The sequence below is a fragment of the Streptomyces minutiscleroticus genome (assembly GCF_014650875.1).
Lineage (GTDB): Bacteria > Actinomycetota > Actinomycetes > Streptomycetales > Streptomycetaceae > Streptomyces > Streptomyces minutiscleroticus.
In genome coordinates, this window is sequence record NZ_BMVU01000002.1 from 87,207 (window position 1) to 110,671 (window position 23,465).

22 protein-coding genes, 1 tRNA gene and 1 pseudogene are annotated in these 23,465 nt (G+C 68.7%); 11 read left to right on the forward strand and 13 right to left on the reverse strand.

Translation table 11 applies throughout. The features are described 5' to 3' along the window. Positions 1-175: 175 nt before the first annotated feature. From thrC to IE271_RS03535, 5 genes are all read right to left on the reverse strand, one after another. Entirely contained in the window at positions 176-1,234 is a 1,059-nt protein-coding gene (thrC, locus tag IE271_RS03515; protein ID WP_190188651.1) for a threonine synthase, read from the reverse strand. Positions 1,235-1,240: 6 nt separating this feature from the next. After that, positions 1,241-2,542, reverse strand: coding sequence for a homoserine dehydrogenase (locus IE271_RS03520; protein WP_190188652.1), 1,302 nt, complete (start codon positions 2,540-2,542; stop codon positions 1,241-1,243). Between the two features lie 155 nt (positions 2,543-2,697). After that, complete coding sequence (gene lysA / locus IE271_RS03525) at positions 2,698-4,089, reverse strand: diaminopimelate decarboxylase (protein WP_190188653.1); 1,392 nt, start codon at positions 4,087-4,089, stop codon at positions 2,698-2,700. 16 nt (positions 4,090-4,105) lie between these two features. After that, the gene (nrtL, locus tag IE271_RS03530) at positions 4,106-5,170 is read right to left on the reverse strand and encodes an ArgS-related anticodon-binding protein NrtL (RefSeq protein ID WP_190188654.1); all 1,065 of its coding nucleotides are present in this window, start codon (positions 5,168-5,170) and stop codon (positions 4,106-4,108) included. A gap of 323 nt (positions 5,171-5,493) precedes the next feature. Continuing rightward, entirely contained in the window at positions 5,494-6,036 is a 543-nt protein-coding gene (locus IE271_RS03535) for a response regulator (protein WP_190188655.1), read from the reverse strand. A gap of 278 nt (positions 6,037-6,314) precedes the next feature. On the opposite strand from IE271_RS03535, the gene IE271_RS03540 reads away from it, so the two are divergent. Continuing rightward, a tRNA-Arg gene (locus IE271_RS03540) sits at positions 6,315-6,386 on the forward strand. Positions 6,387-6,870: 484 nt separating this feature from the next. On the opposite strand, the gene IE271_RS03545 is transcribed toward IE271_RS03540, so the two are convergent. Together IE271_RS03545 and IE271_RS03550 are read right to left on the reverse strand one after the other, a co-directional pair. Beyond that, positions 6,871-7,356, reverse strand: a complete 486-nt coding sequence (locus IE271_RS03545) for a PIN domain-containing protein (protein WP_190188656.1) — start codon at positions 7,354-7,356, stop codon at positions 6,871-6,873. Further along, entirely contained in the window at positions 7,353-7,682 is a 330-nt protein-coding gene (locus tag IE271_RS03550) for a plasmid mobilization protein (protein WP_190188657.1), read from the reverse strand. Before IE271_RS03550 ends, IE271_RS03545 begins: the two co-directional genes overlap by 4 nt. 119 nt (positions 7,683-7,801) lie before the next feature. On the opposite strand from IE271_RS03550, the gene IE271_RS03555 reads away from it, so the two are divergent. After that, positions 7,802-7,945, forward strand: a complete 144-nt coding sequence (locus IE271_RS03555; protein ID WP_190188658.1) for a hypothetical protein — start codon at positions 7,802-7,804, stop codon at positions 7,943-7,945. Positions 7,946-7,973: 28 nt separating this feature from the next. Here IE271_RS03555 and IE271_RS03560 read toward each other — a convergent pair whose 3' ends face one another. Further along, positions 7,974-8,828, reverse strand: a complete 855-nt coding sequence (locus IE271_RS03560; protein ID WP_190188659.1) for a nuclease-related domain-containing protein — start codon at positions 8,826-8,828, stop codon at positions 7,974-7,976. A gap of 239 nt (positions 8,829-9,067) precedes the next feature. Here IE271_RS03560 and IE271_RS03565 point away from each other — a divergent pair. From IE271_RS03565 to IE271_RS03595, 7 genes and pseudogenes are all read left to right on the forward strand, one after another. Beyond that, positions 9,068-9,467: pseudogene (locus IE271_RS03565) on the forward strand (transposase); the annotation flags it as partial. A 383-nt stretch (positions 9,468-9,850) separates the two neighbouring features. Then, positions 9,851-12,301, forward strand: a complete 2,451-nt coding sequence (locus IE271_RS03570) for a type I restriction-modification system subunit M (protein WP_190188660.1) — start codon at positions 9,851-9,853, stop codon at positions 12,299-12,301. Next, on the forward strand, positions 12,291-13,514 hold the full coding sequence (locus IE271_RS03575) for a restriction endonuclease subunit S domain-containing protein (protein WP_190188661.1): 1,224 nt from the start codon (positions 12,291-12,293) through the stop codon (positions 13,512-13,514). The genes IE271_RS03570 and IE271_RS03575 overlap by 11 nt, the downstream gene beginning before the upstream one ends. Before the next feature lie 101 nt (positions 13,515-13,615). Further along, positions 13,616-16,822, forward strand: a complete 3,207-nt coding sequence (locus tag IE271_RS03580) for a type I restriction endonuclease subunit R (RefSeq protein ID WP_268256170.1) — start codon at positions 13,616-13,618, stop codon at positions 16,820-16,822. Between the two features lie 18 nt (positions 16,823-16,840). Then, a complete protein-coding gene (locus IE271_RS03585; RefSeq protein WP_190188663.1) occupies positions 16,841-17,551 on the forward strand; it encodes a M48 family metallopeptidase in 711 nt (236 codons plus the stop codon). Between the two features lie 202 nt (positions 17,552-17,753). Next, entirely contained in the window at positions 17,754-18,017 is a 264-nt protein-coding gene (locus IE271_RS03590) for a CopG family transcriptional regulator (RefSeq protein ID WP_190188664.1), read from the forward strand. Then, entirely contained in the window at positions 18,014-18,427 is a 414-nt protein-coding gene (locus IE271_RS03595) for a type II toxin-antitoxin system VapC family toxin (RefSeq protein ID WP_190188665.1), read from the forward strand. Before IE271_RS03590 ends, IE271_RS03595 begins: the two co-directional genes overlap by 4 nt. A 39-nt stretch (positions 18,428-18,466) precedes the next feature. Here IE271_RS03595 and IE271_RS03600 read toward each other — a convergent pair whose 3' ends face one another. Together IE271_RS03600 and IE271_RS03605 are read right to left on the reverse strand one after the other, a co-directional pair. Then, positions 18,467-18,676, reverse strand: coding sequence for a DUF397 domain-containing protein (locus IE271_RS03600; protein WP_190188666.1), 210 nt, complete (start codon positions 18,674-18,676; stop codon positions 18,467-18,469). Then, positions 18,673-19,578 carry a helix-turn-helix domain-containing protein gene (locus tag IE271_RS03605; protein ID WP_190188667.1) on the reverse strand — a complete coding sequence of 302 codons (906 nt, stop codon included), beginning with the start codon at positions 19,576-19,578 and terminating at the stop codon, positions 18,673-18,675. The genes IE271_RS03600 and IE271_RS03605 overlap by 4 nt, the downstream gene beginning before the upstream one ends. A gap of 138 nt (positions 19,579-19,716) precedes the next feature. On the opposite strand from IE271_RS03605, the gene IE271_RS03610 reads away from it, so the two are divergent. Beyond that, a complete protein-coding gene (locus tag IE271_RS03610) occupies positions 19,717-20,127 on the forward strand; it encodes an ATP-binding protein (RefSeq protein ID WP_190188668.1) in 411 nt (136 codons plus the stop codon). Positions 20,128-20,251: 124 nt separating this feature from the next. Here the strand turns inward: IE271_RS03610 and IE271_RS03615 are convergent, their stop codons facing one another. Both IE271_RS03615 and IE271_RS41640 read right to left on the reverse strand, forming a co-directional pair. Then, positions 20,252-20,629 (reverse strand): hypothetical protein, encoded by a 378-nt coding sequence (locus tag IE271_RS03615; RefSeq protein ID WP_190188669.1) that lies wholly within the window; start codon positions 20,627-20,629, stop codon positions 20,252-20,254. Between the two features lie 74 nt (positions 20,630-20,703). Then, entirely contained in the window at positions 20,704-21,183 is a 480-nt protein-coding gene (locus IE271_RS41640; protein ID WP_229919107.1) for a hypothetical protein, read from the reverse strand. On the opposite strand from IE271_RS41640, the gene IE271_RS03620 reads away from it, so the two are divergent. Next, the gene (locus tag IE271_RS03620) at positions 21,160-22,233 is read left to right on the forward strand and encodes a cytochrome P450 family protein (RefSeq protein WP_229919108.1); all 1,074 of its coding nucleotides are present in this window, start codon (positions 21,160-21,162) and stop codon (positions 22,231-22,233) included. The two genes, IE271_RS41640 and IE271_RS03620, sit on opposite strands and share 24 nt — an antisense overlap. A gap of 158 nt (positions 22,234-22,391) precedes the next feature. Here the strand turns inward: IE271_RS03620 and ku are convergent, their stop codons facing one another. After that, on the reverse strand, positions 22,392-23,432 hold the full coding sequence (ku, locus tag IE271_RS03625; RefSeq protein WP_190188671.1) for a non-homologous end joining protein Ku: 1,041 nt from the start codon (positions 23,430-23,432) through the stop codon (positions 22,392-22,394). Positions 23,433-23,465: the final 33 nt, after the last annotated feature.

Consider the following 23,465-nt stretch of genomic DNA (forward strand, 5'->3'; position numbering starts at 1 on the left):
CGGCCGCACGGACGGCGGCACCGCAGGGCATATGCGCCGCGGGGGTTCGGTACAGCCTATCGAAGGAAGGTTCTGTGGCGACATAGGGCGCACAGGAGGCGCACGTTGCGTGTCGGGAGCCCCCTGTGCACCCCCTATGACGTCGGTTTCCCTCCGCGGCTTCCCGGCCTCCCCGTCAGGCGAGGCCGAGGCGCTCGGCCGCGGTGGCGGCGTCGACCGGCACCGTGACCGGCTGCGGGGCGCCCGCGACGGCCCAGTCGGGGTCCTTCAGGCCGTTGCCGGTGACCGTGCAGACGATCTTCTGGCCCGGGTCGACCTTGCCGTTCTCGGCGGCCTTCAGCAGACCCGCGACCGACGCGGCCGACGCGGGCTCGACGAAGACGCCCTCCTGGGCGGCCAACAGCCGGTAGGCGCGCAGGATCTCACGGTCCGTCACCTCGTCGATGAGACCGCCGGACCCGTCCCGAGCGGCCAGCGCGAACTGCCAGGACGCGGGGTTGCCGATGCGGATCGCGGTCGCGATCGTCGACGGGTCCTTGACGACCTCGCCGCGCACGATCGGCGCCGAACCGGACGCCTGGAAGCCCCACATGCGCGGCGTCCGCGCGGCGATGCCGTCGGCGGCGTACTCCTCGTACCCCTTCCAGTACGCGGTGATGTTGCCCGCGTTGCCCACCGGCAGGACGTGGATGTCGGGCGCGTCGCCGAGCATGTCCACGATCTCGAACGCGGCGGTCTTCTGGCCCTCGATGCGGACCGGGTTGACCGAATTGACCAGCGCCACCGGGTAGTTGTCCGACAGCTCGCGGGCGAGCGTGAGGCAGTCGTCGAAGTTGCCGTCGACCTGGAGGATCTTCGCGCCGTGCACCAGCGCCTGGCCCATCTTGCCCAGCGCGATCTTGCCCTGCGGCACGAGCACGGCGGAGACCATCCCCGCGCGCACCGCGTACGCGGCCGCGCTGGCGGAGGTGTTGCCGGTGGAGGCGCAGATGACGGCCTTCGCGCCCTCCTCCTTGGCCCGGGTGATGGCCATGGTCATCCCGCGGTCCTTGAAGGAGCCCGTCGGGTTCGCGCCCTCGACCTTGAGGTGGACCTCGCAGCCCGTGCGCTCGGAGAGGACCTGCGCGGGCACGAGCGGCGTGCCGCCCTCGCGGAGCGTCACGACCTGGGTGGTGTCGGAGACCGGCAGCCGGTCCCGGTACTCCTCGATGATTCCGCGCCACTGGTGGGTCATTGCTGGCTACTCTCCTTCAACCCGCATGATGCTGGCGACGCCCCGCACGGTGTCGAGGCCGCGCAGCGCCTCGACGACCCCGCTCAGCGAGGCGTCGGACGCGCGATGGGTGACGACGACGAGACTGGCCTCGCCGTTGCCGTCTTGTCGTCCTTGCTGGCGCACGGTGTCGATGGAGACGCCGTGCTCGGCGAAGACGGTGGCCACCTGGGCCAGTACGCCGGGCTTGTCGGCCACGTCGAGACTGATGTGGTACCGCGTGACGACCTCGCCCATGGGGCTCACGGGCAGCTGCGCGTACGCCGAGTCGCCGGGGCCCGTGGCGCCGCCGACGAGGTTGCGGCAGACGGCCACGAGGTCGCCGAGGACGGCCGAGGCGGTCGGGGAGCCGCCGGCGCCGGGCCCGTAGAACATCAGCTGCCCGGCGGCCTCCGCCTCCACGAACACCGCGTTGTACGCGCCGCGCACCGAGGCCAGCGGATGGTCGAGCGGGATCATCGCGGGGTGCACGCGCGCGGTGACGGAGGCGCCGTCCGCGGCCCGCTCGCAGATCGCGAGCAGCTTGATGGTGCAGCCCATCCGGCGCGCCGAGACGAAGTCGGCGGCGGTGACCTCGGTCATGCCCTCGCGGTACACGTCGTCGAGGCGTACGCGGGTGTGGAAGGCGATGCCGGCGAGGATCGCGGCCTTGGCGGCGGCGTCGAAGCCCTCGACGTCGGCGGTCGGGTCGGCCTCCGCGTACCCGAGGGCGGTGGCCTCGTCGAGGGCTTCCTGGTACCCGGCCCCCGTGGAGTCCATCTTGTCGAGGATGAAGTTCGTCGTGCCGTTGACGATGCCCAGGACGCGGTTGACCTTGTCGCCGGCGAGGGACTCGCGCAGCGGCCGGATCAGCGGGATGGCGCCGGCGACGGCGGCCTCGTAGTACAGGTCCCGGCCCTGCTCCTCGGCGACGGCGTGCAGCGCGGCGCCGTCCTGGGCGAGCAGCGCCTTGTTGGCGGAGACGACGGAGGCGCCGTGCTCGAAGGCGGTGGTGATCAGGGTCCTGGCGGGCTCGATGCCGCCGATGACCTCGACGACGACGTCGATGTCCCCGCGTTTGACCAGCGCGGTCGCGTCGGTGGTGACCAGCTCGGGGTCGATGCCCTCGCGCACCCTGGAGGGCCGCCGCACCGCGACGCCCGCCAGCTCGACGGGCGCCCCGATCCTGGCCGCGAGGTCGTCGGCGTGCGTCGTCATGATGCGCGCCACCTCTGAGCCGACGACCCCACAGCCCAGCAGCGCCACCTTCAGCGGACGCGTACGCATCATCCGACCTCGATTCCCTCTACCAGTCACGGTTGGACCAGTCTCACTCACCGGACGGGGGTTTCTTCCCTTCGTCCGGATCGTGAGACATCTATTTCATTTACGGGGCGGCGGAAGCCGAAAGATCTTCCGCCGCCCCTCCCCTGCGTCCCCGGCCGTCAGCCGACGTCGAGGCGCAGCAGGTCGTCCTCGGTCTCCCGGCGGACGATCACCCGGGCCTCGCCGTCGCGGACGGCGACGACCGGTGGACGCAGGGCGTGGTTGTAGTTGCTCGCCATCGAGCGGCAGTACGCACCGGTCGCCGGCACCGCGATGAGGTCGCCCGGTGCCAGGTCGGAGGGCAGGAAGGCGTCGCGCACGACGATGTCGCCGCTCTCGCAGTGCTTGCCCACGACCCGCACCAGCATGGGCTCCGCGTCCGAGGTGCGCGAGGCCAGCGCGACGCTGTACTCGGCGTCGTAGAGCGCGGTGCGGATGTTGTCGGACATGCCCCCGTCGACGGAGACGTACGTCCGCAGCCCCTCGAGCGGCTTGATGGTCCCCACCTCGTACAGGGTGAAGGCCGTCGGCCCGACGATGGCGCGCCCCGGCTCGACCGACAGCCGCGGCGTGCGCAGCCCGGCCGCCTCGCACTCGCGCGTGACGATCTCGCCGAGCGCCTTGGCGATCTCGTGCGGCTCGCGCGGGTCGTCCTCCGAGGTGTACGCGATGCCGAGGCCGCCGCCGAGGTCGATCTCGGGCAGCTCGACGCCGTGCTCGTCGCGGATCTCGGCGAGCAGCTTCACCACGCGCCGGGCCGCGACCTCGAACCCGGCCATGTCGAAGATCTGCGACCCGATGTGGCTGTGGATGCCGATGAGCTCCAGGCCGTCGAGGGTCAGGGCCCGGCGCACGGCCTCGGCGGCCTGCCCGTCGGCGAGCGCGATGCCGAACTTCTGGTCCTCGTGCGCGGTGGCGATGAACTCGTGCGTGTGCGCCTCGACGCCGACCGTCACCCGGATCTGCACCCGCTGCCGCCTGCCGAGCGCCTGCGCGATGTGCGCGACCCGCACGATCTCCTGGAAGGAGTCGAGCACGATCCGCCCGACGCCGGCCTCGACGGCCTGGGTGATCTCGGCGGAGGACTTGTTGTTGCCGTGGAAGGCGATGCGCTCGGCGGGCATCCCGGCGGACAGCGCGGTGGTCAGCTCGCCACCGGAGCAGACGTCGAGGTTGAGCCCCTCCTCCGTCAGCCACCGCACGACGGCGCGGGAGAGGAAGGCCTTGCCGGCGTAGAACACGTCGGCGTCGTCGCCGAAGGCCTCGCGCCAGGCGCGGGCCCGGGCCCGGAAGTCGGTCTCGTCGATGAAGTAGGCCGGGGTGCCGAACTCCTCGGCCAGCCTCTGCACGCCGATCCCGCCGACGCTGACGGCGCCGTCCTCGGTACGGGTGACCGTCTGCGCCCAGACCTTGGGGTCGAGGGCGTTGAGGTCGGCGGGCGGCGCGCTGTAGTGCCCCTCCGGCAGTACGTCTCCGTGACGGGGCCCGGCGGGGTGTGCGGAACGGCTCATGTCTGCGTGGACTTCCTCAGAGGTGTTCGGGGGCGTCGATGCCGAGCAGGGACAGGCCGCCGGCCAGCACCGCCCCGGCGGCTTCGGCGAGCGCGAGCCGGGCACGGTGGGCGGCCGAGGGTTTCTCCCCGCCGCGCGGCAGCACCGTGTGCTGGAACGCGAGCAGCCCGTCGGCGATTCCGACGAGCTGCCGGGCGACGCGGTCGGGGGCCTGGGCGACGGCGGCGGAGGCGAGGACGCGGGGGTGATCGGCGAGGGCGGCCAGGAGGGGGGCGGCTTCGGGGGGGTAGGCGGGTCCTGCCGGTCCCTCGGCACGGTCCGGGCGGCCGGGCTGTGTCGGGTGAGGGGCCTCGGCGTGGGCGTCGGCGGTGAAGCCGAGGTGGGCGGCGTTGCGGAGGAGGGCCCGGACCCGGGCGTGGGCGTACCGCACGCGGAAGAGGGGGTTGCTCTCGCGCTGCGCGAGGTGCTCGGCGGTGATGCGCGGCCGGTCGTGCGCGGCCGGGTACAGCAGGGCCCAGCGGGCGGCGTCGGGCCCGAGCGGGGCGGGGTCCTCGGGCGCGGGCACGGGCCGGACGGTGACGGGCTCGCCGGGCCTGCTGTGGGTGACCTCGGCACGGCCGCCCTGGGCGGCCACGAGCCGCGCCACGGCGTCGGCGACGACCTCGGCGCGCACCTCGTAGGAGACGCGGAGCTGGACGATCTCGCCGGAGAGGGCGTCGCCGTGGCCGTAGGGGACGTCTCCCTGACGGCGGTCGAGGATGTCCGCGACGAGGGCGGCGGGACCGGCGGCCACGGCCTCGGGGGCGAGGTGGATGTTGAGGAACCCGGGCCCGGTGATCTCGACGTCGACGACCTCGTCGGCGGCGGTCAGGTACGGCCGCAGGATCTCGGCGACCTGCCGCGGCGGCCGCCCGGCGGGCTTGGCGAGCTGCAGCGCGATGGTGGTGGCGTAGTCACCGCGGCCGCCGGCCCCGGGCGGCGTGACGACGGCGCGCTCGGGCACGGCCACGCGCAGTTCCCCCACGTCGACGGCGCGACGCACGGCACCGATGACGGTGCGCGAGAGCTGTCCGGGGGTCACGGACCAAGCGTAGGGGAGGAGGGGGGTGGGAAGGCGAGCCGGTCGGGGCGCCGGTCCGGGATGTGGACGGGGAGGGAGTGGGGGGTTCGTCACAGATCACCGGGGCGGGGGGCCGGGACGCGTCGGGGCGGCTGAGCAGCGACGGAGATCGAGAAGGGGGACCGAGGGGGCTGGAAGGGCTGGGGAGCCCGATGAGATCAAGGAGACCGAGGAGATCAGGGAGATCGGGAAGATCGAACCGGGAGTACGCCCTGACAGCGACCGCCTGGCTGTGCCTGTTCGGTCGAGATCGCTCCGGCCGTGATCACTCAGGTCATGACGGCTCAGACGTGATCGCCGAGACTGGCGTGGCCGGTGCCGCCACCGCTGGCGCCGCTGTGGCTGCCGTTGCTGTGCCTGCCGTTGTTTCTGTGGCTGCCGTTGTCGTTGCTGTCGCCGTGATCGCGCCGCTCGATCAATCGTCGTACGAGCCGGACGAGATCGTTGGGCTCGAAGGGCTTGGCGAGGAAGGCGTCGACGCCGACGTCGACACCGTTCTCGACCTCGTTCTGCGTGCACGCGCTGACGATGGCGAGCGGAAGATGCCGCGTACGGGAGTCGGCGCGGAGCCGGGCGGCGGTGCGCAGCCCGTCGAGCCGAGGCATCACGACGTCCAGAGTGATGACATCCGGCCGGACGTGATGGACGACATCCAGACACTCGGCACCGTCGGCGGCGGTCACGACCTCGAAGCCCTCCAGCTCGAGGTTGACCCTGATCAGCTGCCGGATGACCTTGTTGTCGTCCACAACAAGCACCCGACCCGAAGTGCCTGACACAACTCGAGAGTAGGTCCGCGTTGGCCACCGCGTCCGGCTTTTCCCCACTTCCGCCCCGAGTGGGGTACGGGAGGGGGCAGGTGGGAGTAGCGGTGTTCGGGTGCCGGGGCGGGGTGGCCGAGGGAAGGGTCACGGGGGACGGACAGCCCGCGCCGAAAGCCGGCATCGGGCTGGTTCGATGCCGACTCGAACCCCCTCTCCCCCGTCGCCGCGCACTCGCCTCCAGGTTCCTCGCGACGGCGGTCGCCCCGGCCACCGAAACCTGTTCATGATCACCCCCGGAGAGCTGGTAGGGTTCTACCCGTCGCCGCAACCACGGCAGACACGCCCCCGTAGCTCAGGGGATAGAGCAACGGCCTCCGGAGCCGTGTGCGCAGGTTCGAATCCTGCCGGGGGCACCTCGAAGAAGGTGCCCAAAGACCCCGCCATCAGCGAGAACGCTGAGGACGGGGTCTTCGCGTATGTGCAGGCATGTGCGGCCCGGAGCGGCCGTATGCCGGGGCCCGTGGACGAGGCGTGGACGGGATCTTGAAGCGTTGCCCCAGGTCAGCGTGGTTTAAGGACCGAGGCAACACCTGGATGGCTCCCGAGACCCGCCGCTTCGGTCACGGGTCCGCCCCTCCTATCTGAGCCCTGCTGCCCGGCGTCGCCTATTCGGCTGGTTCGCAAGATCGGCAATAGCGCTCAGCCTGAGCTTCGAACGCTCGATGGCTGAGATCCAGAACCCCCTGCAAGTGACCCGACCGCTCTGCTTCACCGCCTCGTCGACCACTGAGGCGCCGAGCCGTGCCAAGCCAGCGGCAAGACGGTCCAGACCGGGTACGCCTACGAGACCTGGACCCGCACGCACGCAACGGACGGACCCACGCGGCAGCCAGCTGTTCAGACGGCGACCACGTGCACGTCCGTGGGCGCGAGGACCGTCAGGTAGGCGTGGATGTCCCCCGGGTCGGTGGTGAAGATCACCGCGCTGCCGTGCCGGACCGCCGCCAGCGCCACCCAGGCGTCCACGGCGTCCGGCCGCTTCTTCGCCGGCAGGACTGCCTGTCCCAAAGCGGTGCCGATGCGCCGCCAGTCCGTCAGATCCGGGCCTGCCGCACAGGCCAGGCACTCCGGACGCCCCGCCTTCGTCTCACGCACGGGCGGCTCGGACATACGGGCCTGGGGAACCGTGCAGTCCTTCAGGACGCCGGACAGGGCGTGCACGAGCGCCGGCCGGGGACGCCACACCTGGGCGAGGACCGGTCCGAGCACCAGCGCCCGGTGCGGGGCCGTGCGCAGTCCCTCGTGGAGGGCCACCGCCTTCGCCTTGCGATCGGCGAGCGCGATGAGCATGCCGGTGTCGTAGACCGGCACCCGTGCGCTCACGCGGCGTGCCCCGGACGGCGGCCCTGCCGGTCCCGTCCATGGACGAGGCCCAGGGCCTCCTCGACCTCCCGACGCTCCTGCTCCGTCAATTCCGTGGCCGGTTCCGGAGCGGATTCGGCGGGCAGCGCATCCGCAGCCCGCTCCGCCCGGGCAATGAGCGCATCCACCTCTGCGAACTGCTCCTCTATGGCATCGCTCTCGGCCATCTGCCGCGTCGCGGCGTGCACCAGGTACGCCGAGACGTCCATGCCCGCCCGCTCCGCGTGCCGCTTGATGCGTTCGGCCTGGTCCTGCTCCAGGCTGATACTGATCCGAGTCTTCGCCATAAGGACACCGTAATACGCGTATGACGCCAATGCGAGTAGGGCCGAGGCGGACATGCGGACTGCGCTCTCCCGGCGCCCTGTTCCGTCTCGGCCCGCCTGCCCACCGGCCATTCACGCACGTGCTGCCTCCGGGGCCGACATGGATCACGGTCTGGTCGGTGCTGCGCGGCTCCCTACTGCCGCTCCTGGTCTGGGCCGGCATCACGTGCTTCGTGCACTTCGTCTACAGCGGGGTGCTCGACAAGTCCATGGCCGGGTTCTGAGACGTTGCGGCAGGAGCACTCATCAGCCTCAGGCCTGGCGCCAAGCCTGCTCATGGCGGGCGACGCCGTACACCTCTTCGACCTGCTCGGGCGTCAGCACCCCTGAGAGCGGCGCCAGTGCCGCGACTTCGCGTTCCTTGTACACCCGCACACTGAGCTGTGTGGCGACCACCTTCAGCTCGGTGACGCCGACGAAGACGAGCACCGGTTCCACCGGCACGGGGAAGGCGCAGTAGTGCTCAAGCACCTTGCCCACTCGCTTGGCCTCCGCCCGGCTCTTGCGTGCGTAGGGGGCCGGTTTCCCGTGGTCGACTCTCACGGCATCGTCGCCGACCCATACGGCCCTCCTGTCGTGGTACTTCGTGTTGATGCTGAACACCCCGCCGGGCCCGATCAGCAGGTGATCGATGTCCACGTTGTTGGCCAGGGGGATGGAGTGCAGGACCCGCCAACCCTGGTGTGTCAGGCGGTTCAGCTCGGCTCCCACGCGCCGCTCCCCCTCCAACCCCTTTCGCCACGAGTCCCACTGCGTCGGCCGTCGCAGCAGCCGTGCGACGAGTCGCTTCACCAGCCCCGGGCCGGATTCGGCGAGGCGATCGCTCAGGGACTTCCCTGGGGGATTGTCCGCCAGGTCCTCGGTCGGCGTCAGGGGCGGCAGCGTCGGACACGCCTCGGCCTCGGGTGCTCTGTCCGACGGGACCGGGCCGAGGTTGTTCTGCAGATGCCGGGTCAGCACGGCGATCACGTCGTCACGGTGCTCGGCACGCAGGACCGTGATCTCCCCCGTCCTGACGTCCGCCCAGCCGACCGCGGTTCCGTCGGGCAGGTTCGCGTACAGACGATCGTGCCCGTACCGCTTCCAGCGCGTGACCTTCAGCTCCACAAGACCCCTTGTGCCCCTGCAGTGAAGATGTCCGCATAGCACCAGCAAAGAGATGTGGCCACAAGACCATAGGGCACGACCTGAGGAACCAGCGGCGAATGTTTCGTGCGTCGTCCAGGACTTCCCGATCACCGGACTCCGGCGGTACGAGGCTTACCGCGGAAGGACCGATCTCACCGCTCCCAAGCCTCGTTGACCTGAAAGGACACGGCCGTACCGCCGAAGCAGCTCGGGCCGAGCCCGGCATGGGCCCCTTCATCGGAGCCGAGTTCGTCGTCGCCGCCAGCGACCTGACCTCCCGCCTACCCCGGCGCAGGCCACCTGGCCTCGGCCGCGGGTCTGGTCCCCGTGCCACGCGATTCCGGCCACCGCACCGGCAACCTGCACCGCCCCAAGCGCTACAGCCGCCGCCTGCGCAGAGTCTTCTACCTCTCCGCGCAGACCAGCATCATCCACGACGGCCCCAATCGGGAGTACTACCTCAAGAAACGGGGTGAGGGCTGCAAGCACGTCCAAGCCGTCGTCGCTCTTGCACGACGCCGCGCCAACGTACTGTGGGCTCTCCTGCGAGACAACCGAGTCTTCACCCCCGCCCCGCCCGCTCAGCCGGCCCGACTCAACTCGACGTCACGGCATTGACAGCGTGGCTGAGGCCGACGGGGGCGCAGCGAGACACGCGCGCCTGAATCGGTCGGCGCGCCCACCGCCGTGGCTGGCTTTCGTCAGCTGGGGCACAGACAACCCCCTCGACGAAGCCCCGCAGAGCCCTGCGTCCTTGACTCGGTCATTGAAACTCCAGCCCAAAGCCGCTCCGCCGACTGGCGCGCCGAAGATCCCCGTGTGTGCCCATCCACCACGGTCCCGTCCAGGGGTACGACTGCACGGCCGTGGTCCGTAGGAGCGCTTCTGACCCCCACGGCTACTGCTGTAACACTGGTTCCCCCTCACGCCTGCGGGCAGCGCGCCTGACCTGCGACACTCTTCGTGGGCAGTGAAAGATCAAGCAAGGGGAGAGGCCACGAGTGGGAAAGCTCACGTTGCCGCAGCTTGAACGGCATCTTTTTGGGGCTGCGGACATCCTTCGCGGCAAGATGGATGCCTCTGAGTTCAAGGAGTACATCTTCGGGATGCTATTCCTGAAGCGGGCCTCCGATCAGTTTGATGTGGTGCGCGGACAGCTGATCGACAAGTGGGTGGGGCAGGGGAAGCCTCTACAAGAAGCCGACCGGATGGCCGAGGCGCCCAACTTCTACCGTGGTGAGAGTTTCTATGTGCCCGGGAAGGCGCGTTGGCAGTATATCAAGGACAACTCCCGCAAGGGTGGTGCGGGCAGCCTGCTCAACAAGGCGTTGAACGAGCTGGAACTGGCCAACTCAGCGGCACTCGAGGGAGTTCTCGAGCACATTGACTTCACGCGGAAGGTCGGACAGTCGACCATCCCCGACAGGCGTCTGCAACAGCTCATCGACCACTTCGACCGCTACCGGCTACGCAATGACGACTTCGAGTTCCCTGACCTGCTCGGCGCCGCGTACGAGTACCTGATCGGCGAGTTCGCTGACTCGGCTGGCAAGAAGGGCGGAGAGTTCTACACTCCGCGTGAAGTGGTCCGAATGATGGTCCGGCTGGTCAGGCCGGAACCGGGCATGCGGATCTACGACCCCTGCTCGGGCTCGGGCGGCATGCTCATCCACGCTAAGGAGTACATCGAGGAGCGCGGCCAGGACCACCGGGATCTGACCCTGGCCGGTCAGGAGTACAACGGTGGCACCTGGGCCATCTCCAAGATGAATATGATCCTCCACGGTGTGCTTAACGCGAACCTGGAGAATGACGACACTCTCGCCAACCCTCTCCACAAGGAGGACGGCGAGTTGATGCGCTTCCATCGGGTGCTCACCAATCCCCCTTTCTCGCAGAATTACTCCCTCGAGGGGATGGAGCATTCCGAGCGGTTCGCCTACGGCTTTGCACCCGAGACCGGGAAGAAGGCGGATCTGATGTTCGCCCAGCATGTCCTCGCCGTGCTGGCCCCCGACGGCATCGGCGCCACGGTCATGCCGCACGGCGTGCTGTTCCGCGGCGGCAAAGAGAAGGAGATCCGCCAGGGCATCATCAAGGCCAACCGACTGGATGCCGTGATCGGTCTGGCTCCGAATCTTTTCTACGGTACTGGAATTCCCGCCTGCATCCTGATCCTGCATGGCACGGAGCCCCGGCCCGAAGATCGGCACGGCAAGGTGCTGTTTATCAACGCCGACAGGGAGTTCACCGTCGGCAAGGCACAGAACAACCTCGATCCGCAGCACGCCGAGAAGATCGTGTCGGCCTATCGCGAGTACCGGAACATCCCAGGGTTCGCCCGCGTCGTGGACATCGCCGAACTGCGGGAGAACGATTTCAACCTGAATATCCGGCGTTACGTCGACAACAGCCCGCCGCCCGAGCCCCAGGACGTCCGCGCGCATCTGCACGGTGGCATCCCCAAGGCCGAAGTGAGCGCCAAGACAGACCTCTTCCAGGTGTTCGGCATCGACCCTGCGGCGCTGTTCACGGAGCGGGACATCGACTATTACGACTTCCTGCCCGAAGGTCCCGAAAGGACCGCCGAGCGGCTTCCGGCGCTCGCCGAGCCCGCGGAGGCCCGGCTGCACGAGGCGTTCGCCGACTGGTGGGCACGGCACAGCAAGCACCTCGTCGAGTTGCCCGATTCCCGCAAGGTGATGGAAATCAGGGCCGAGCTGCTCGATTCGTTCGTGACCGATTTGCTCCCCCTGGGAGTCCTGGACCGGTTCGAGCTGGCTGGGGTGGTGGCGGCCTGGTGGGGTGAAACGCAGTACGACATTAAGACACTCGCCCAGCGCGGTTTCGAGGGCGTCGTAGAGGGCTGGATCACCACGATCGAGTCGGTGTTCGCGATGGACGAGGAGGAGGCCTCGTACTGGGACAAGCAAAAGATCGCCACCGAGAAACGCAAGGCCCGCGATCACCGCGTCGTCCCGGCGCTCATTCCTGACTATCTGGCGGAGCTGGAGGAGGCCGAGGCCCGGTATGCCGAGCTGAACGCCCAGTACAGGGCAGCCACCGCCAAGCCCGGCGACGGCGAAGAGGAAGACGAGGAGGAGCCGACGGAGGCGCAGTTGCCAGCCGCCGAGCTGAGGAAGCTCAAGGCCGATGTCGCCGCCGCGCGGAGGGCAGCGAAGGCGTTGGAGAGCGACTTCATGCCTCGCCTGCGCATGGCGGCCATGGGCATGAATGCGGACGAGTGCCGTGACCTCACCCTCACCGTCTTCCGCATCCAGCTCGCGACCCGCCTCAGCTCCCGCACCAACGCCGCCCACCGTCTGATGACGTCGGCCTTCCGCACCTGGGCCCACAAGTACGGGATGCCCCTGCGAGGGCTGGAAGCCCGGCGTGAGGCCGCCGCCGGCCGCCTGGACTCCTATCTGAAGGAGCTCGGCTATGACGCATAGCGTTCCGTCCGACTGGGCGGTTCGTCCGGTTCGGGACCTTGTCAGCTATGTGGCTTCGGGCCCCAGCCCGACCTGCGAAGAGCGGAACATCCACGGGGATCGCGAGTGGGGGCTGTTGAAGACGACAGCCGTGACCTGGGACGGCTGGGAACCACGAGCGCACAAGCTGCTACCCCGCGAGTACTGGGGGAACCACGGTCTCGAGGTCAGGACCCAGGACGTTGTCGTGACCAAGGCCGGACCGCGTCACCGAGTCGGCGTGGTGGCTCATGTCGACCGGTCCCCGGCCCGGCTCATCGTCTCCGGCAAGATGGTGCTTCTGCGTCCGGATCCGAAGCGCGTGGTCCCGAAGGTCCTCGCCGGTCTGCTCTCCCTGCCCGCTCCGCAGCGCTACCTCGACGAGCGGACGACCGGTATGGCCGAGTCGCAGGTCAACTTTGCCAATGGCGCCCTGTTGAGCTGTCCGCTCGCCGTTCCAGCGTTGCGGGAGCAGCAGCGGATCGCAGAGATGCTCGACACCCTCGACGAGCGGATCCTCTGGCAGAGCCGGGTCGTGGAGAAGCTCAAGCTGCGACAGGCAGGCCTGGTTGAGAAACTGCTCGCCGAAGTGATCGCCGTGGAAAGCCGGCTGGGGAGTCATCTCGCCCACTCTCCCAGGAATGGATACTCCCCGAAGGAGACCGACGAGTGGACCGGGGTCCAGGCACTGGGGCTCGGCTGTCTCACCACTACGGGATTCTCGCCGCGTCAACTCAAGCACGTTCCCAGGCAGGCCGGACGGAACGCGGCCGCGCTGCTCTCCGAAGGTGACCTGTTGATGAGCCGCGCGAACACGCGGGATCTCGTCGGCCTTGCGGGTATCTACCGAGACGTCGGTACACCCTGCATCTACCCTGACTTGATCATGCGTCTGACACCCAAGCCCGACTGCCGGGCGAAGTTCCTGGAGCTGGCACTGCGGAGTGCGAACGTCAGGCGGCAGATCCAGGCCATTTCTCAGGGGACTTCCGAGAGCATGGTGAAGATCAACGGGGCGTCGGTGCAGGGATTGCTCGTGCGGATTCCGGAGCCACGTGAACAGGACCGGATCGTCGCGGTCGTCGACGCCCTGAGGCAGGAGATCAGGCATCACGAGGAGGAGAGGCACAAGGCTTCACTGCTCAAGCGAGGTGTCATGGAGGACCTGTTGACGGGGCGAAGGCGCGTTTCGTGAGCGGCATCCGCGTGAGGCGGGTTCTGGCCGTGTCAGGCGGTTTTCCTCAGGGGTACAGAGTGGGGGTGGGCGCGTAAGTGGACCGGTTGGAATATTCGTTGGTGGAACGTCCTCTTGTGGAGCAGCTTCGGGGGATGGGCTGGGAACATCTGGCGGGTGCTCCGCAGGACGCGGTGATCCCGAGGAATCCACACGATTCCGGGAGGAGCGACTTTCACGAGGTGCTGCTCGCGAACCGGCTGCGGGCCGCGCTGCGCCGGATCAACTGTGACCCGCATGGGGCGGAGTGGCTGGATGACACACAGGTCGATTCGTTGGTCAGCGCCCTCTCCAGGATCTCCGCCCCAGGTCTGCTTGAGGCCAACAAGCTGGCCACCAAGCTGCTGATCGACGGGGTCCCCGTCGAGGGGCGGTCCGACTGGGACGGCGGCAAGAGCCAGGTGGCGCACTTCATTGACTGGCGGAACCCGTCGAACAACGAGTTCACCCTGGTCAATCAGTTCCGGGTGGACGTTCCCGGCGGGCACCAACAGATCGTGCCCGATGTGGTCCTGTTCGTGAACGGCATCCCGCTGGTCGTTGTCGAGTGCAAGGAGCCCAGGACCAGCACCCTGGCCAAAGCGGTCGGTCAGATTCGCCGGTACGCCGAGCAGGTGTCGGGTGAGATCCGTACGGGAAACCAGAAGCTCTTCCACACGGTGCAACTGACCGTCGTAACCAGCGGCGAGGACGCCCGGCTCGGCACGTTCACCGCAGACTACGAACACTATGTGCCGTGGCGTGACCCGTACCCGTTGCGTGAGGAGGAACTCGGTGCCCGGTTGGGCAAATCGCCCGACCAGCTTAGCCGACAGGAGATCCTGGTAGCAGGGGTGTTCGGCCCGGCTACGCTGCTGACGCTCGTACACGACTACGTGACGTTCATGACCACCGACGAGGGCAGGACCGTTAAGGTGGCGCCGCGCTACCAGCAGTTCCGCGCCGTGGAGAAGACCGTCCACCGGCTGCGGACCGGCAAGACCCGCAGCCAGGACGGGCATGCCGACCGACGGGGCGGGATCGTCTGGCACACCCAGGGTTCCGGCAAGAGCCTCACCATGGCGTTCCTGGTCCGCCGGCTTCGCTCGTTCGACGACCTGGCCGACATCAAGGTCGTGGTCGTCACCGACCGTACTCAGTTGCAGGACCAGCTCAGCGCCACCATGCAGCTCAGCGGTGAGAAGGTGGACACGGCGAAGTCGGCGGCCCGTGCTCGAACGCTCCTTGGTCGGCACGGTCCTGGCGTGGTCTTCGTAATGATTCAGAAGAACCAGGACGGCGGACCCACGGGGCAGGGCCTGACCGTTCGCACGGCGCTAAGTGAGGTCAACCCCGACGAGTCGATCCTGGTGCTGATCGACGAGGCGCACCGTTCGCACACAGCCGCCCTGGGCGCCAACCTACGTGAGGCGCTGCCGAACGCGGCCAGGGTCGGCTTTACGGGAACGCCGATCATGACGCGTAAGGGTCAACGCAAGACCAGCATCGAGCTGTTCGGTCCGTTCATCGACAAGTACCGGCTCAGGGAGGCCGAACGGGACGGGGTCACCGTGCCGATCCTGTACGAGGGGATCAGGATCAAGGCGGCGGTCCGGGACGGGCAGGACCTAGACGAGATCTTCGAGGACGAGTTCGAGGACCTCAGTCAGGAGGAGCGTGAGCAGCTCCAGCGGCGCTGGGCGACCAAGGGACAGGTCTCTGCTGCGCAGCAGCTCATCGACGTCAAGGCCAAGCACATGCTGCGGCACTACGTGGACAAGGTACTGGCTGAAGGGTTCAAGGCGCAGTTGGTGGCATACGACCGGGACGCCACCCTGCGTTACCGTGAGGCGCTGATGACCGCCCGGGATGAGCTCGTGGCCGCCGTGGAAAAACTTCCCGAAAATCTGCTGCACAGGCCAGCCGAGGAACTGCGCCCCGCTCAGGCTCGGCTGGCGAGGGCACACACTTATCTGGATCTGCTCAAGCGGATGGATTTCGTTCCGGTGATCTCGAAGGGGGACGCCGAGGACGAGCACCGGTATGCCGAGTGGACCAACGAGGCCGGGCAGAAAGCCCGGATCGAAGGTTTCACCCGGCCCTTCGGAGACAACGACATCGGCTTCATCATCGTGAAGTCGATGCTGCTCACCGGGTTCGACGCGCCGATCGAGCAGGTGATGTACATGGATCGGAAGCTGGCCGAGCACGACCTGCTGCAGGCGGTGGCCCGGGTCAACCGCATCGCTGACCACAAGGAATGCGGTTGGGTCGTCGACTACCGCGGCGTGGCACAGAACCTGGTGGAAGCGCTGCGGATTTTCGCTTCGGAGGATTTCGACGCCGACGACAGCGTCGACGTGGCAGAGGCGTTGCGGGATGCCCGGACCGAGATCAACAAACTGGAGCCCCAGTGTCGACGGTTGCGGCTGATGTTCCACGACCCGGAGGACATCGAACGCTGTGTGCAGGAGCTCGTCGAACCTGAGAAGCGGGACCGGTTCAACGCCGAGCTGACCGTGTTTGCCAGAACCGTCAATACCGTGCTGCCTGATCCGGCGGCGAAGCCCTTCCTGCCGGATCTGAAGCGGTTCATGGTTATCAAGGTGACCTCGACACGACGCTACAGAGTCGATGCGGGCGAGTTCGACCCAGGCGCGTACGGGGCGAAGATCCGGGTGTTGATCGATGAGCACATCACCTCGCTCGGCATCGAGCAGCAGCTTCCGCCGATCGCGCTGACCGCATCAAATTTCGCTGAGCGGGTCGAGGCGATGACCGGCGGATCCCGGGCGAAAGCCAGCGAGATGGAACACGCCATCCGGCACCACATCACCGTGCATCGTGGTGAGGACCCGGCGCGCTATCAACTGCTGAGCGAGCGGCTCGAGCAGATCATCACCGAGATGAAGGACGAGTGGGACCAGCAGGTACTTGCCCTTCGGGACCTGATCACCGAGATGACGGAGGATCCACAGGAGAACCCGCACGGCCTCAGCGAGGTGGAGACCAGGTTGTACGGACTGATTCTGAGCGAGCTGGCCACCTCCGTCGAAGATGTGCACGAGCTGCGCTATGCCGAGGCCGCCCGAGAGATCCACGAGATGGCGACGCAAACCATTCACCGCCGCGATTTCTGGATGAAACGAATGGATCAGGAAGATTTCCGGCTTGGAATCTTCAGCCTTCTCCACCAGGGCGCACTGGGTGGTTACGAGCAGCTTGACCAGCTTGCCGGAAAGCTCCTGGATGTAATCAGGCACAACCGTGGGCGCATACCCCGAGGCTGATCCTGGCATGCTGGTGTGGTGAACGGTCTGCCCGGGATGTTGCGAGTCGGTGATCTCGAAGTCATCGTGTCCGTCAGCGACCGCCGCAAGAGCGTGCGACTCACCGTCGAGCGCGACGCCTCGGTCACCGCGGTCGCTCCGTCACAGGTTTCCCGTGGCGAACTGATCAGAGTGATCGAGGCGAAGCGCTCGTGGCTGTACGGCAAGCTCGCCGAGCGCCGGGAGCTCGGCGAGACCAGGCCTGCCCGGGAGTATGTGTCCGGGGAGGGTTTTCCCTACCTCGGCAGATCCTACCGGCTGCGAATCGTCGAGCCGGGTAGCCGGGTACGGCTCGTCCGTGGCCGCCTGGAGCTGGGGGAGGACGGCGGTGCCGGGGAGCTGGTTCGCTGGTACTGCGGGGTGGGCGAACCCTGGCTGAAACGCCGTATCCAGCCCTGGGCGTCGCGCATGGGCGCGGCGGAGTGGACCGGCCTGCGGGTACGGCCGCTGGGCTATCGGTGGGGGTCCTGCTCCCTTAACGGACGGCTCAACATGCACTGGGCCACGATGCAGTTGCCGCCCACGTTGATCGACTATGTACTTGTGCACGAACTGGCCCATTTGCGCCGGGGAGACCACGGCTCGGAATTTTGGCGGCTAGTCGAACGGACTATGCCCGGCTACCAGGACCGACGGGAACGGCTTCGCCGTCTCGGCCCCGACCTGTGGCTACCAGAGGAAGGGCGATAAGCAATGCGGCGTCTACAGGGGCAATCTCATGTCAGTCTCATGGACTATTCGTGGACGGATGGCGATACCAGGCCGCCTGAAGCGCCCTGAACTGGACAAACAGGTAAGATGCAAGCCTCCTCCGGAGCCGTGCGCGTAGGCGAGAGTCCAGCTTGCTGCTATCCGCATTGATAACGGTGGCATGAGCGGTAGCATGGAGAGCATGAGCGAGCCTACCCAGAAGTACTCGATCACGATGCCTCGTGACATCGCTGAAGCCGCTCGTGCCCGTAGTGGCCCCTCGGGCCTGTCCGCCTACGTCGCCGCTGCTGTGGCACGGCAGATCGAGCGCGACAACCTCAACGAACTCATCCAAGTCGCCGAGGCCGAACACGGTCCTGTCACCGATGAGGAGATCCAGTCCCTGCGTGATCAGCTTCAGGACGCCCGTCGTCAGCAGGCCCAGGGCGGGGTCGAGGCCGCGTGAGCCCCTCTCCTGCCCTGCCCGGCGGCACCCTCGTCCTCGACAGCGAAGGGCTGGCCAAGGCCGTGCTCCGCGATCGTGCGGTCACGGCCTGGCTCGCTCTCGCCCGTGCCGACGACCTGCGGGTCATCACGTCCGCCGCCACCCTGGTGGAAGTGGTGCACCCCCGTATCAAGCGTCCCGCCCTGGAGTGGACCCTGTCCCGCCTCGTCGTCGAGCCGGTCACCGAGCCCATCGCCCGCCACTCCGCCGCCCTCCTCGCCGATGCCGGCCTCCACGGCCACAAGTACGCCATCGACGCCATGCTCAGCGCCACAGCCCTCGCCGCTCCCGGTCCGGTGACCGTCCTGACCTCGGATCCGGAGGACCTGACCGCCTTGTGCGGCGAACGCGTCACCGTCATCAAGGTCTGAGGCCCGCCACCCGGCTCTTTCGTGCTCCAGAGGCCTTTGTCAGCAATCGGTCGCGAAGCTCACGAATACCGTCCAGCTCTCTGGTGCCACTGTGAGTTGTGCCGCTCCGGGCTTCTTCGAGTCGCGGACGTGGGTGGTGGACGGGGTCGTGGCGACCTCCACGCACTCGCCGCCCTCTCCCCCGCTGTAGCTGCTCTTGAACCAGATGAGTTCGGAGGAGCCCGAGGTCGTCGCTGTCTCTGTGCTCATCGCTCTCCCATGAGGTCGGTCATCAGGGCAAGAGACTCGCGTGGGGTCAGGGCCTGCCCGCGGATGGCTCCGTAGCGCGCCGCCAGAATACGTACCTCCTCCGCGTCAGTGATCAGCTGGCTGGTGCCCTGCACCTCCAGGTACGCCACCTGCGGCTTGCCCTTCGGGGTCAGCAGGACGAACGGGCCGTCCACACCGGGGTTCTCGTCGCATCCCAGAGGCAGTACCTGGAGCGTGGTGCTGCGGAGCCGGCCGACCTCCAGCAGGTGGCGCAGCTGGTCCTGCTGGACTTTTCGGCCGCCGATCTCGCGGCGGAGGACCGCCTCGTCGATCACCGCCGTGACGATCGGAGGAGGCCAGTTCGTGAGGATCTCCTGGCGGCTCATCCTGGCCGCCAGCCGCTCCTCAATGGTCTCCTCCGCCCACAGCGGCTGCCGCACGGTGAACGTGACCCGGGCGTAGTCCTCCGTCTGCAACAGGCCCGGCACCGTCACCATGCTGAAGAAGTTGATCTCTACGGCGCCGGCCTCCAAGCGCGCGTAGTCCCTGAACCAAGCCGGGTGGCGGACTCGGGCGCGGGCCTTCGCTCGGGTCACCGCCTCCTTCGTCGCCTTCAGGAGGCCGTCGGCCGCCAGGGCCTCGTCCGCGGCGTCGAGGAACTCGGGCTGCGGGGTGCGGCGGCCCCGTTCCAGGGACGCGATCAGGTCTTCGCTGTAGCCGAGGCGGTCGCCCAGTTCCCTCTGCGTCCAGCCCGCTCGCTCGCGCAGCACCCTCAACTGCTTGCCGACCGTCTGGTTGAGGTCCGCCGAGCCTTCCGCGTCCTCCGGTGGAGGTGGAGGAGGAGGCCGTCGGTCGCGGTTCGCGTCCGTGTTCCTGTCCCCGTCCCTGTCCGTGTGCGTCATCAGGTCGTCACCCCGTGCCGTACGTCCGTCCGGTCACGCCCGCCTCCCCTGACGGGTGGCCGGCCGTACCGGTACCAGCACGCCGTGTACCGGCCGTCTTCGTGGTCAGCGTACGAGCGGGGCGACACGGTGAGTGGCATGACGCCTGAGATTCGTTCCGCCCCGGACCACCGACTCGATGTGCTCTGCCGTCGGTTCAGCCGGGTGTTCGACGGCACCCTGCGCGGTGCCCGCCTCGCGCGGCTCCTCACCGTGCGACAACTCGCCGACTGGGGGTGGGACGGCGAGGACGAGTCCGCGTACGCCGCCGCGCTCGTCGTCGGTGAGTTCGCCGCCAACGCCGTGGCCCACGGACGGGTGCCTGGGCGCGGCTTTCTGTTGACCCTCCATCTCCACCTGGCACAGCCTGCGGTCCGGATGGCTCTGCTGCGCATCGAGGTCGCGGACTGCCGAGCAGGACGGCCTTCCGTTCCCGTGCCGTCGCCATCGCCCGGTGACGGCGGCGAGCACGGGCGGGGGCTGCTCATCGTCGATGCCCTTGTCGAGTAGTGGGGCGTCGAGCCCCGCCTGCCGTCCGGGAAGACCGTGTGGGCCGAGATGCGGCTCGGGGACGGGGCGGCGGCGCGTTGAGGTGCGTCCCGCCGCCCGTTCGGCCGGGGCGGTGGGGCGGGTGCTACGGCAGCGTCGCCCGCAGCGCCTCTCCCAGCTTTCCCGGGCACGTCCAGTTGTGACGGGCTGAGGGCGGGATGCGCCAGTACAGGCCCGGGCCCGACGTGCGGTAGGCCGGGGGGAGCGCCACGTGGCAGCCGGGGCCGAGGAGGTGGGTCGGGGGGAGGTGCCAGTCGGGGGCCGAGGACGGGCGGATGAGCCAGTAGAGGATCGCGCCATAGCCGTCCTCGATCACCGCTCCGGTGTTCGCGCCCAGGCGTTCGAGGGCGGCCCTGCCGTGGTGCAGGGGTACGCGGACCGCGTCCCACCACTCGCCGGCCGGTAGCGCGCGGGCCTCGGGGCCGAGTGTCCTGACCCACCTCGGAACGCTGCCGACCGCCATGCCCGCTCACCCGCCTTCCTCGTTGGTGACAGAAATTCTAACGGGAAGTGGACGGTTCAACTTACCGGAAATCCCTAGGGATTCGGCCATCTCACAGGCTGGTACGGGACGCGTGCCGGTGCGTCTTCCGGGGGTGGGGGCCCGGGCGTAGCGTGGCAGGGGTACCGGGGTTCGTCCACCGGAACCGGAAGGCTCTCATCATGTGCGAGCGGCGGGGGACGTGGGACGCCGGCCACGGCCGGTCCGGCGGCGGTCACCACGACGGTGACAGCCACCATGACGGTGATGGTCACCTTGCCGGCAGTGGTCACCATGACGGCGGCGGCCATTCTGCCGGTGACGGTCACCACGCCGGTACCGGCGACGTCGACGACGTCATCGTCATCGATCCGTCCGGGCGCGACATCCTCGGTGAGGCCGCGCGGATACGGGCGCGCGGGCCCCTCGCCCGCGTCGAGCTTCCCGGTGGCGTGCCCGCTTGGGCCGTCACCGGTCACGACCTGCTGAAACGGCTGCTCGTCGATCCGCGTGTGTCCAAGGATCCGCGGCAGCACTGGACGCGGTGGATCAACGGGGAGATCACCCCGGAGTGGCCGCTGTACGTCTTCGTGGCGTTGCGCAGCATGCTCACGGCGTACGGGAGTGAGCACAAGCGGCTGCGGAGTCCCGTCGCCAAGGCCTTCACCGCACGGCGTATGGCGGCTCTGCGGCCCCACATCGAGGGGATCGCCCAGGAACTGCTCGACGGCGTCGAGGACGCCGGGCGCGGGGGCGCCGTCGTCGATCTGCGGGCGGCGTACTGCTCCCCGCTGCCGGTCCGGGTCGTCAGCGAGCTGCTGGGGGTGCCCGAGGAGCGGAGGGGCGAGTTCCGGGCCATCGTGGACGAGCTCTTCCGCACCTCCGCCGCGCCCGAGGAGGCCGCCGCCGCCAACGCCCGGCTCTACACCGCGATGGACGGGCTCGTCACCGCCAAGCGGGCCGCTCCCGGCGACGACCTCACCTCCGCGCTCATCGCCGCGCGCGACGACGGAAGCGGTGCGCGGCTGAGCGAGGAGGAGCTGGTCGACACGCTCGTCGTGCTGATCGGGGCCGGGCACGAGACCACGGTCAACCTCATCGACAACGCCGTCCACGCGCTGCTGACCCACCCCGGGCAGCTCGCCCTCGTACGGGACGGGCACGCCTCGTGGGAGGACGTCGTCGAGGAGGCGCTGCGGCTGCGGGCGCCCGTCGCCAACCTGCCGCTGCGGTACGCCGTGGAGGACCTGCCCCTCGGTGAGCTGGGCGGGCCGGCCGGGGTGACCATCGGCAAGGGCGAGGCCATCCTCGCCGCGTACGCCGCCGCGGGGCAGGACCCGGAGAAGTACGGGCCCGACGCCGACGTCTTCGACGTCACCCGGGGCGACAAGGAGCATCTCGCCTTCGGGCACGGTGTGCACTACTGCCTCGGCGCCTCACTGGCGCGGCTGGAGGCGGCCGTGGCGCTGTCCGCGCTCTTCGGGAGGTTCCCCGGTCTCACGCTCGCGGTGGCCGAGGACGAGCTGCGGCCCGTCGAGTCCTTCATCTCCCACGGGCACCTCTGCCTTCCCGTACGGCTGGGATGAGCGCGTATCCGGGATGAGCGCGTGTCCGGATGAGCGCGTGTCCGGGATGAGGGCGCGTGCCCGGCGGACCGGGTCGGCCGGGTCAGCCGCGTCGACAGAATCAGCCGGATCGGCCGGGTCGGCCAGGTCGGGTCGGATTGGGCCGGAGCGGGCCGTGTTCAGGACGCTCGCTCGCGCGGGCTCGTCTTCTTCGCCGCGGGTCCGTTCGTCTTCGCGCCGGAGGCCGTCTCGGCGTCAGAGGCCGCCTCAGCATCGGAGGCCGCCTCAGCATCGGAGGCCGCCTCGGCGTCGGCAGGCGTTCCGACGTCGGCGGGCGCCTCGACGTCGGCGGGCGCCCCGGCGTCGGCGGGCGCCTTCGTGCCGGAGGCCGCCGTCCTCCCCGCGGGCGTGCGGGACGGTTCCGGCACCGGCCGCTCCCCCTCCCTCGCCTCCTGTGCCCGCCGGACGCTGCTCTCCAGTGCCGACACGAGGTCGAGCAGGCGGCCGGCGCAGTCGTCCTCGGTGGGGGCCGTAGGGACCTGCTCGCCGGAGGCCTTCGCTGCGATCAGTTCCTCGACGGCCTCGCGGTACTCGTCGTGGAGGTCGGTGAGGTCGACCTCGCCGAGGGCGTCGACCAGGGTGTTCGCGAGGTCGAGCTCACGGTCGCGGACGGTGACGCGCGCGTCGGGGGCGATGCCCTCGGGGGCGCGGATCTCGTCCGGCCACAGCAGGGTGTGCAGCACGATCACGTCGTCGACGACGCGGAGCATGGCCAGCCGCTCCCGGCCGCGCATCGCGAACTTGGCGACGGCGACCTTGTCGCCGCGCCTGAGCACCTCGCGCAGCAGCGTGTACGGCTTGGCGGCGAGCACGCCGTTGGCGGACAGGTAGTACGCGGCGTCGAGCTGGAGCGGGTCGATGCGGTCGGCGGGGACGAACGAGACGATCTCCATGGTGTGGGCGGTCGAGAGCGGCAGGACGGCCAGGTCCTCGTCCGTGAGCGGGATGACCGTGCCGTCCGCGTCCTGGTAGCCCCGGCCGATCTCCGCCGCCTTCACCTCGCGCTCCTCCAGCTCGCAGAACTTGCGGTGGCGGATGGGGCCGCCGTCCTCCAGGTGGATCTGGCGGAAGTGGACGGTGTGGCTCTCGGTGGCGTTGAAGACCTTGACCGGGATGCTGACCAGGCCGAAGGAGAGGGCGCCGTTCCAGATGGATCGCACGTTCGTCACCTTTCGACCTGATTATCCCTATTT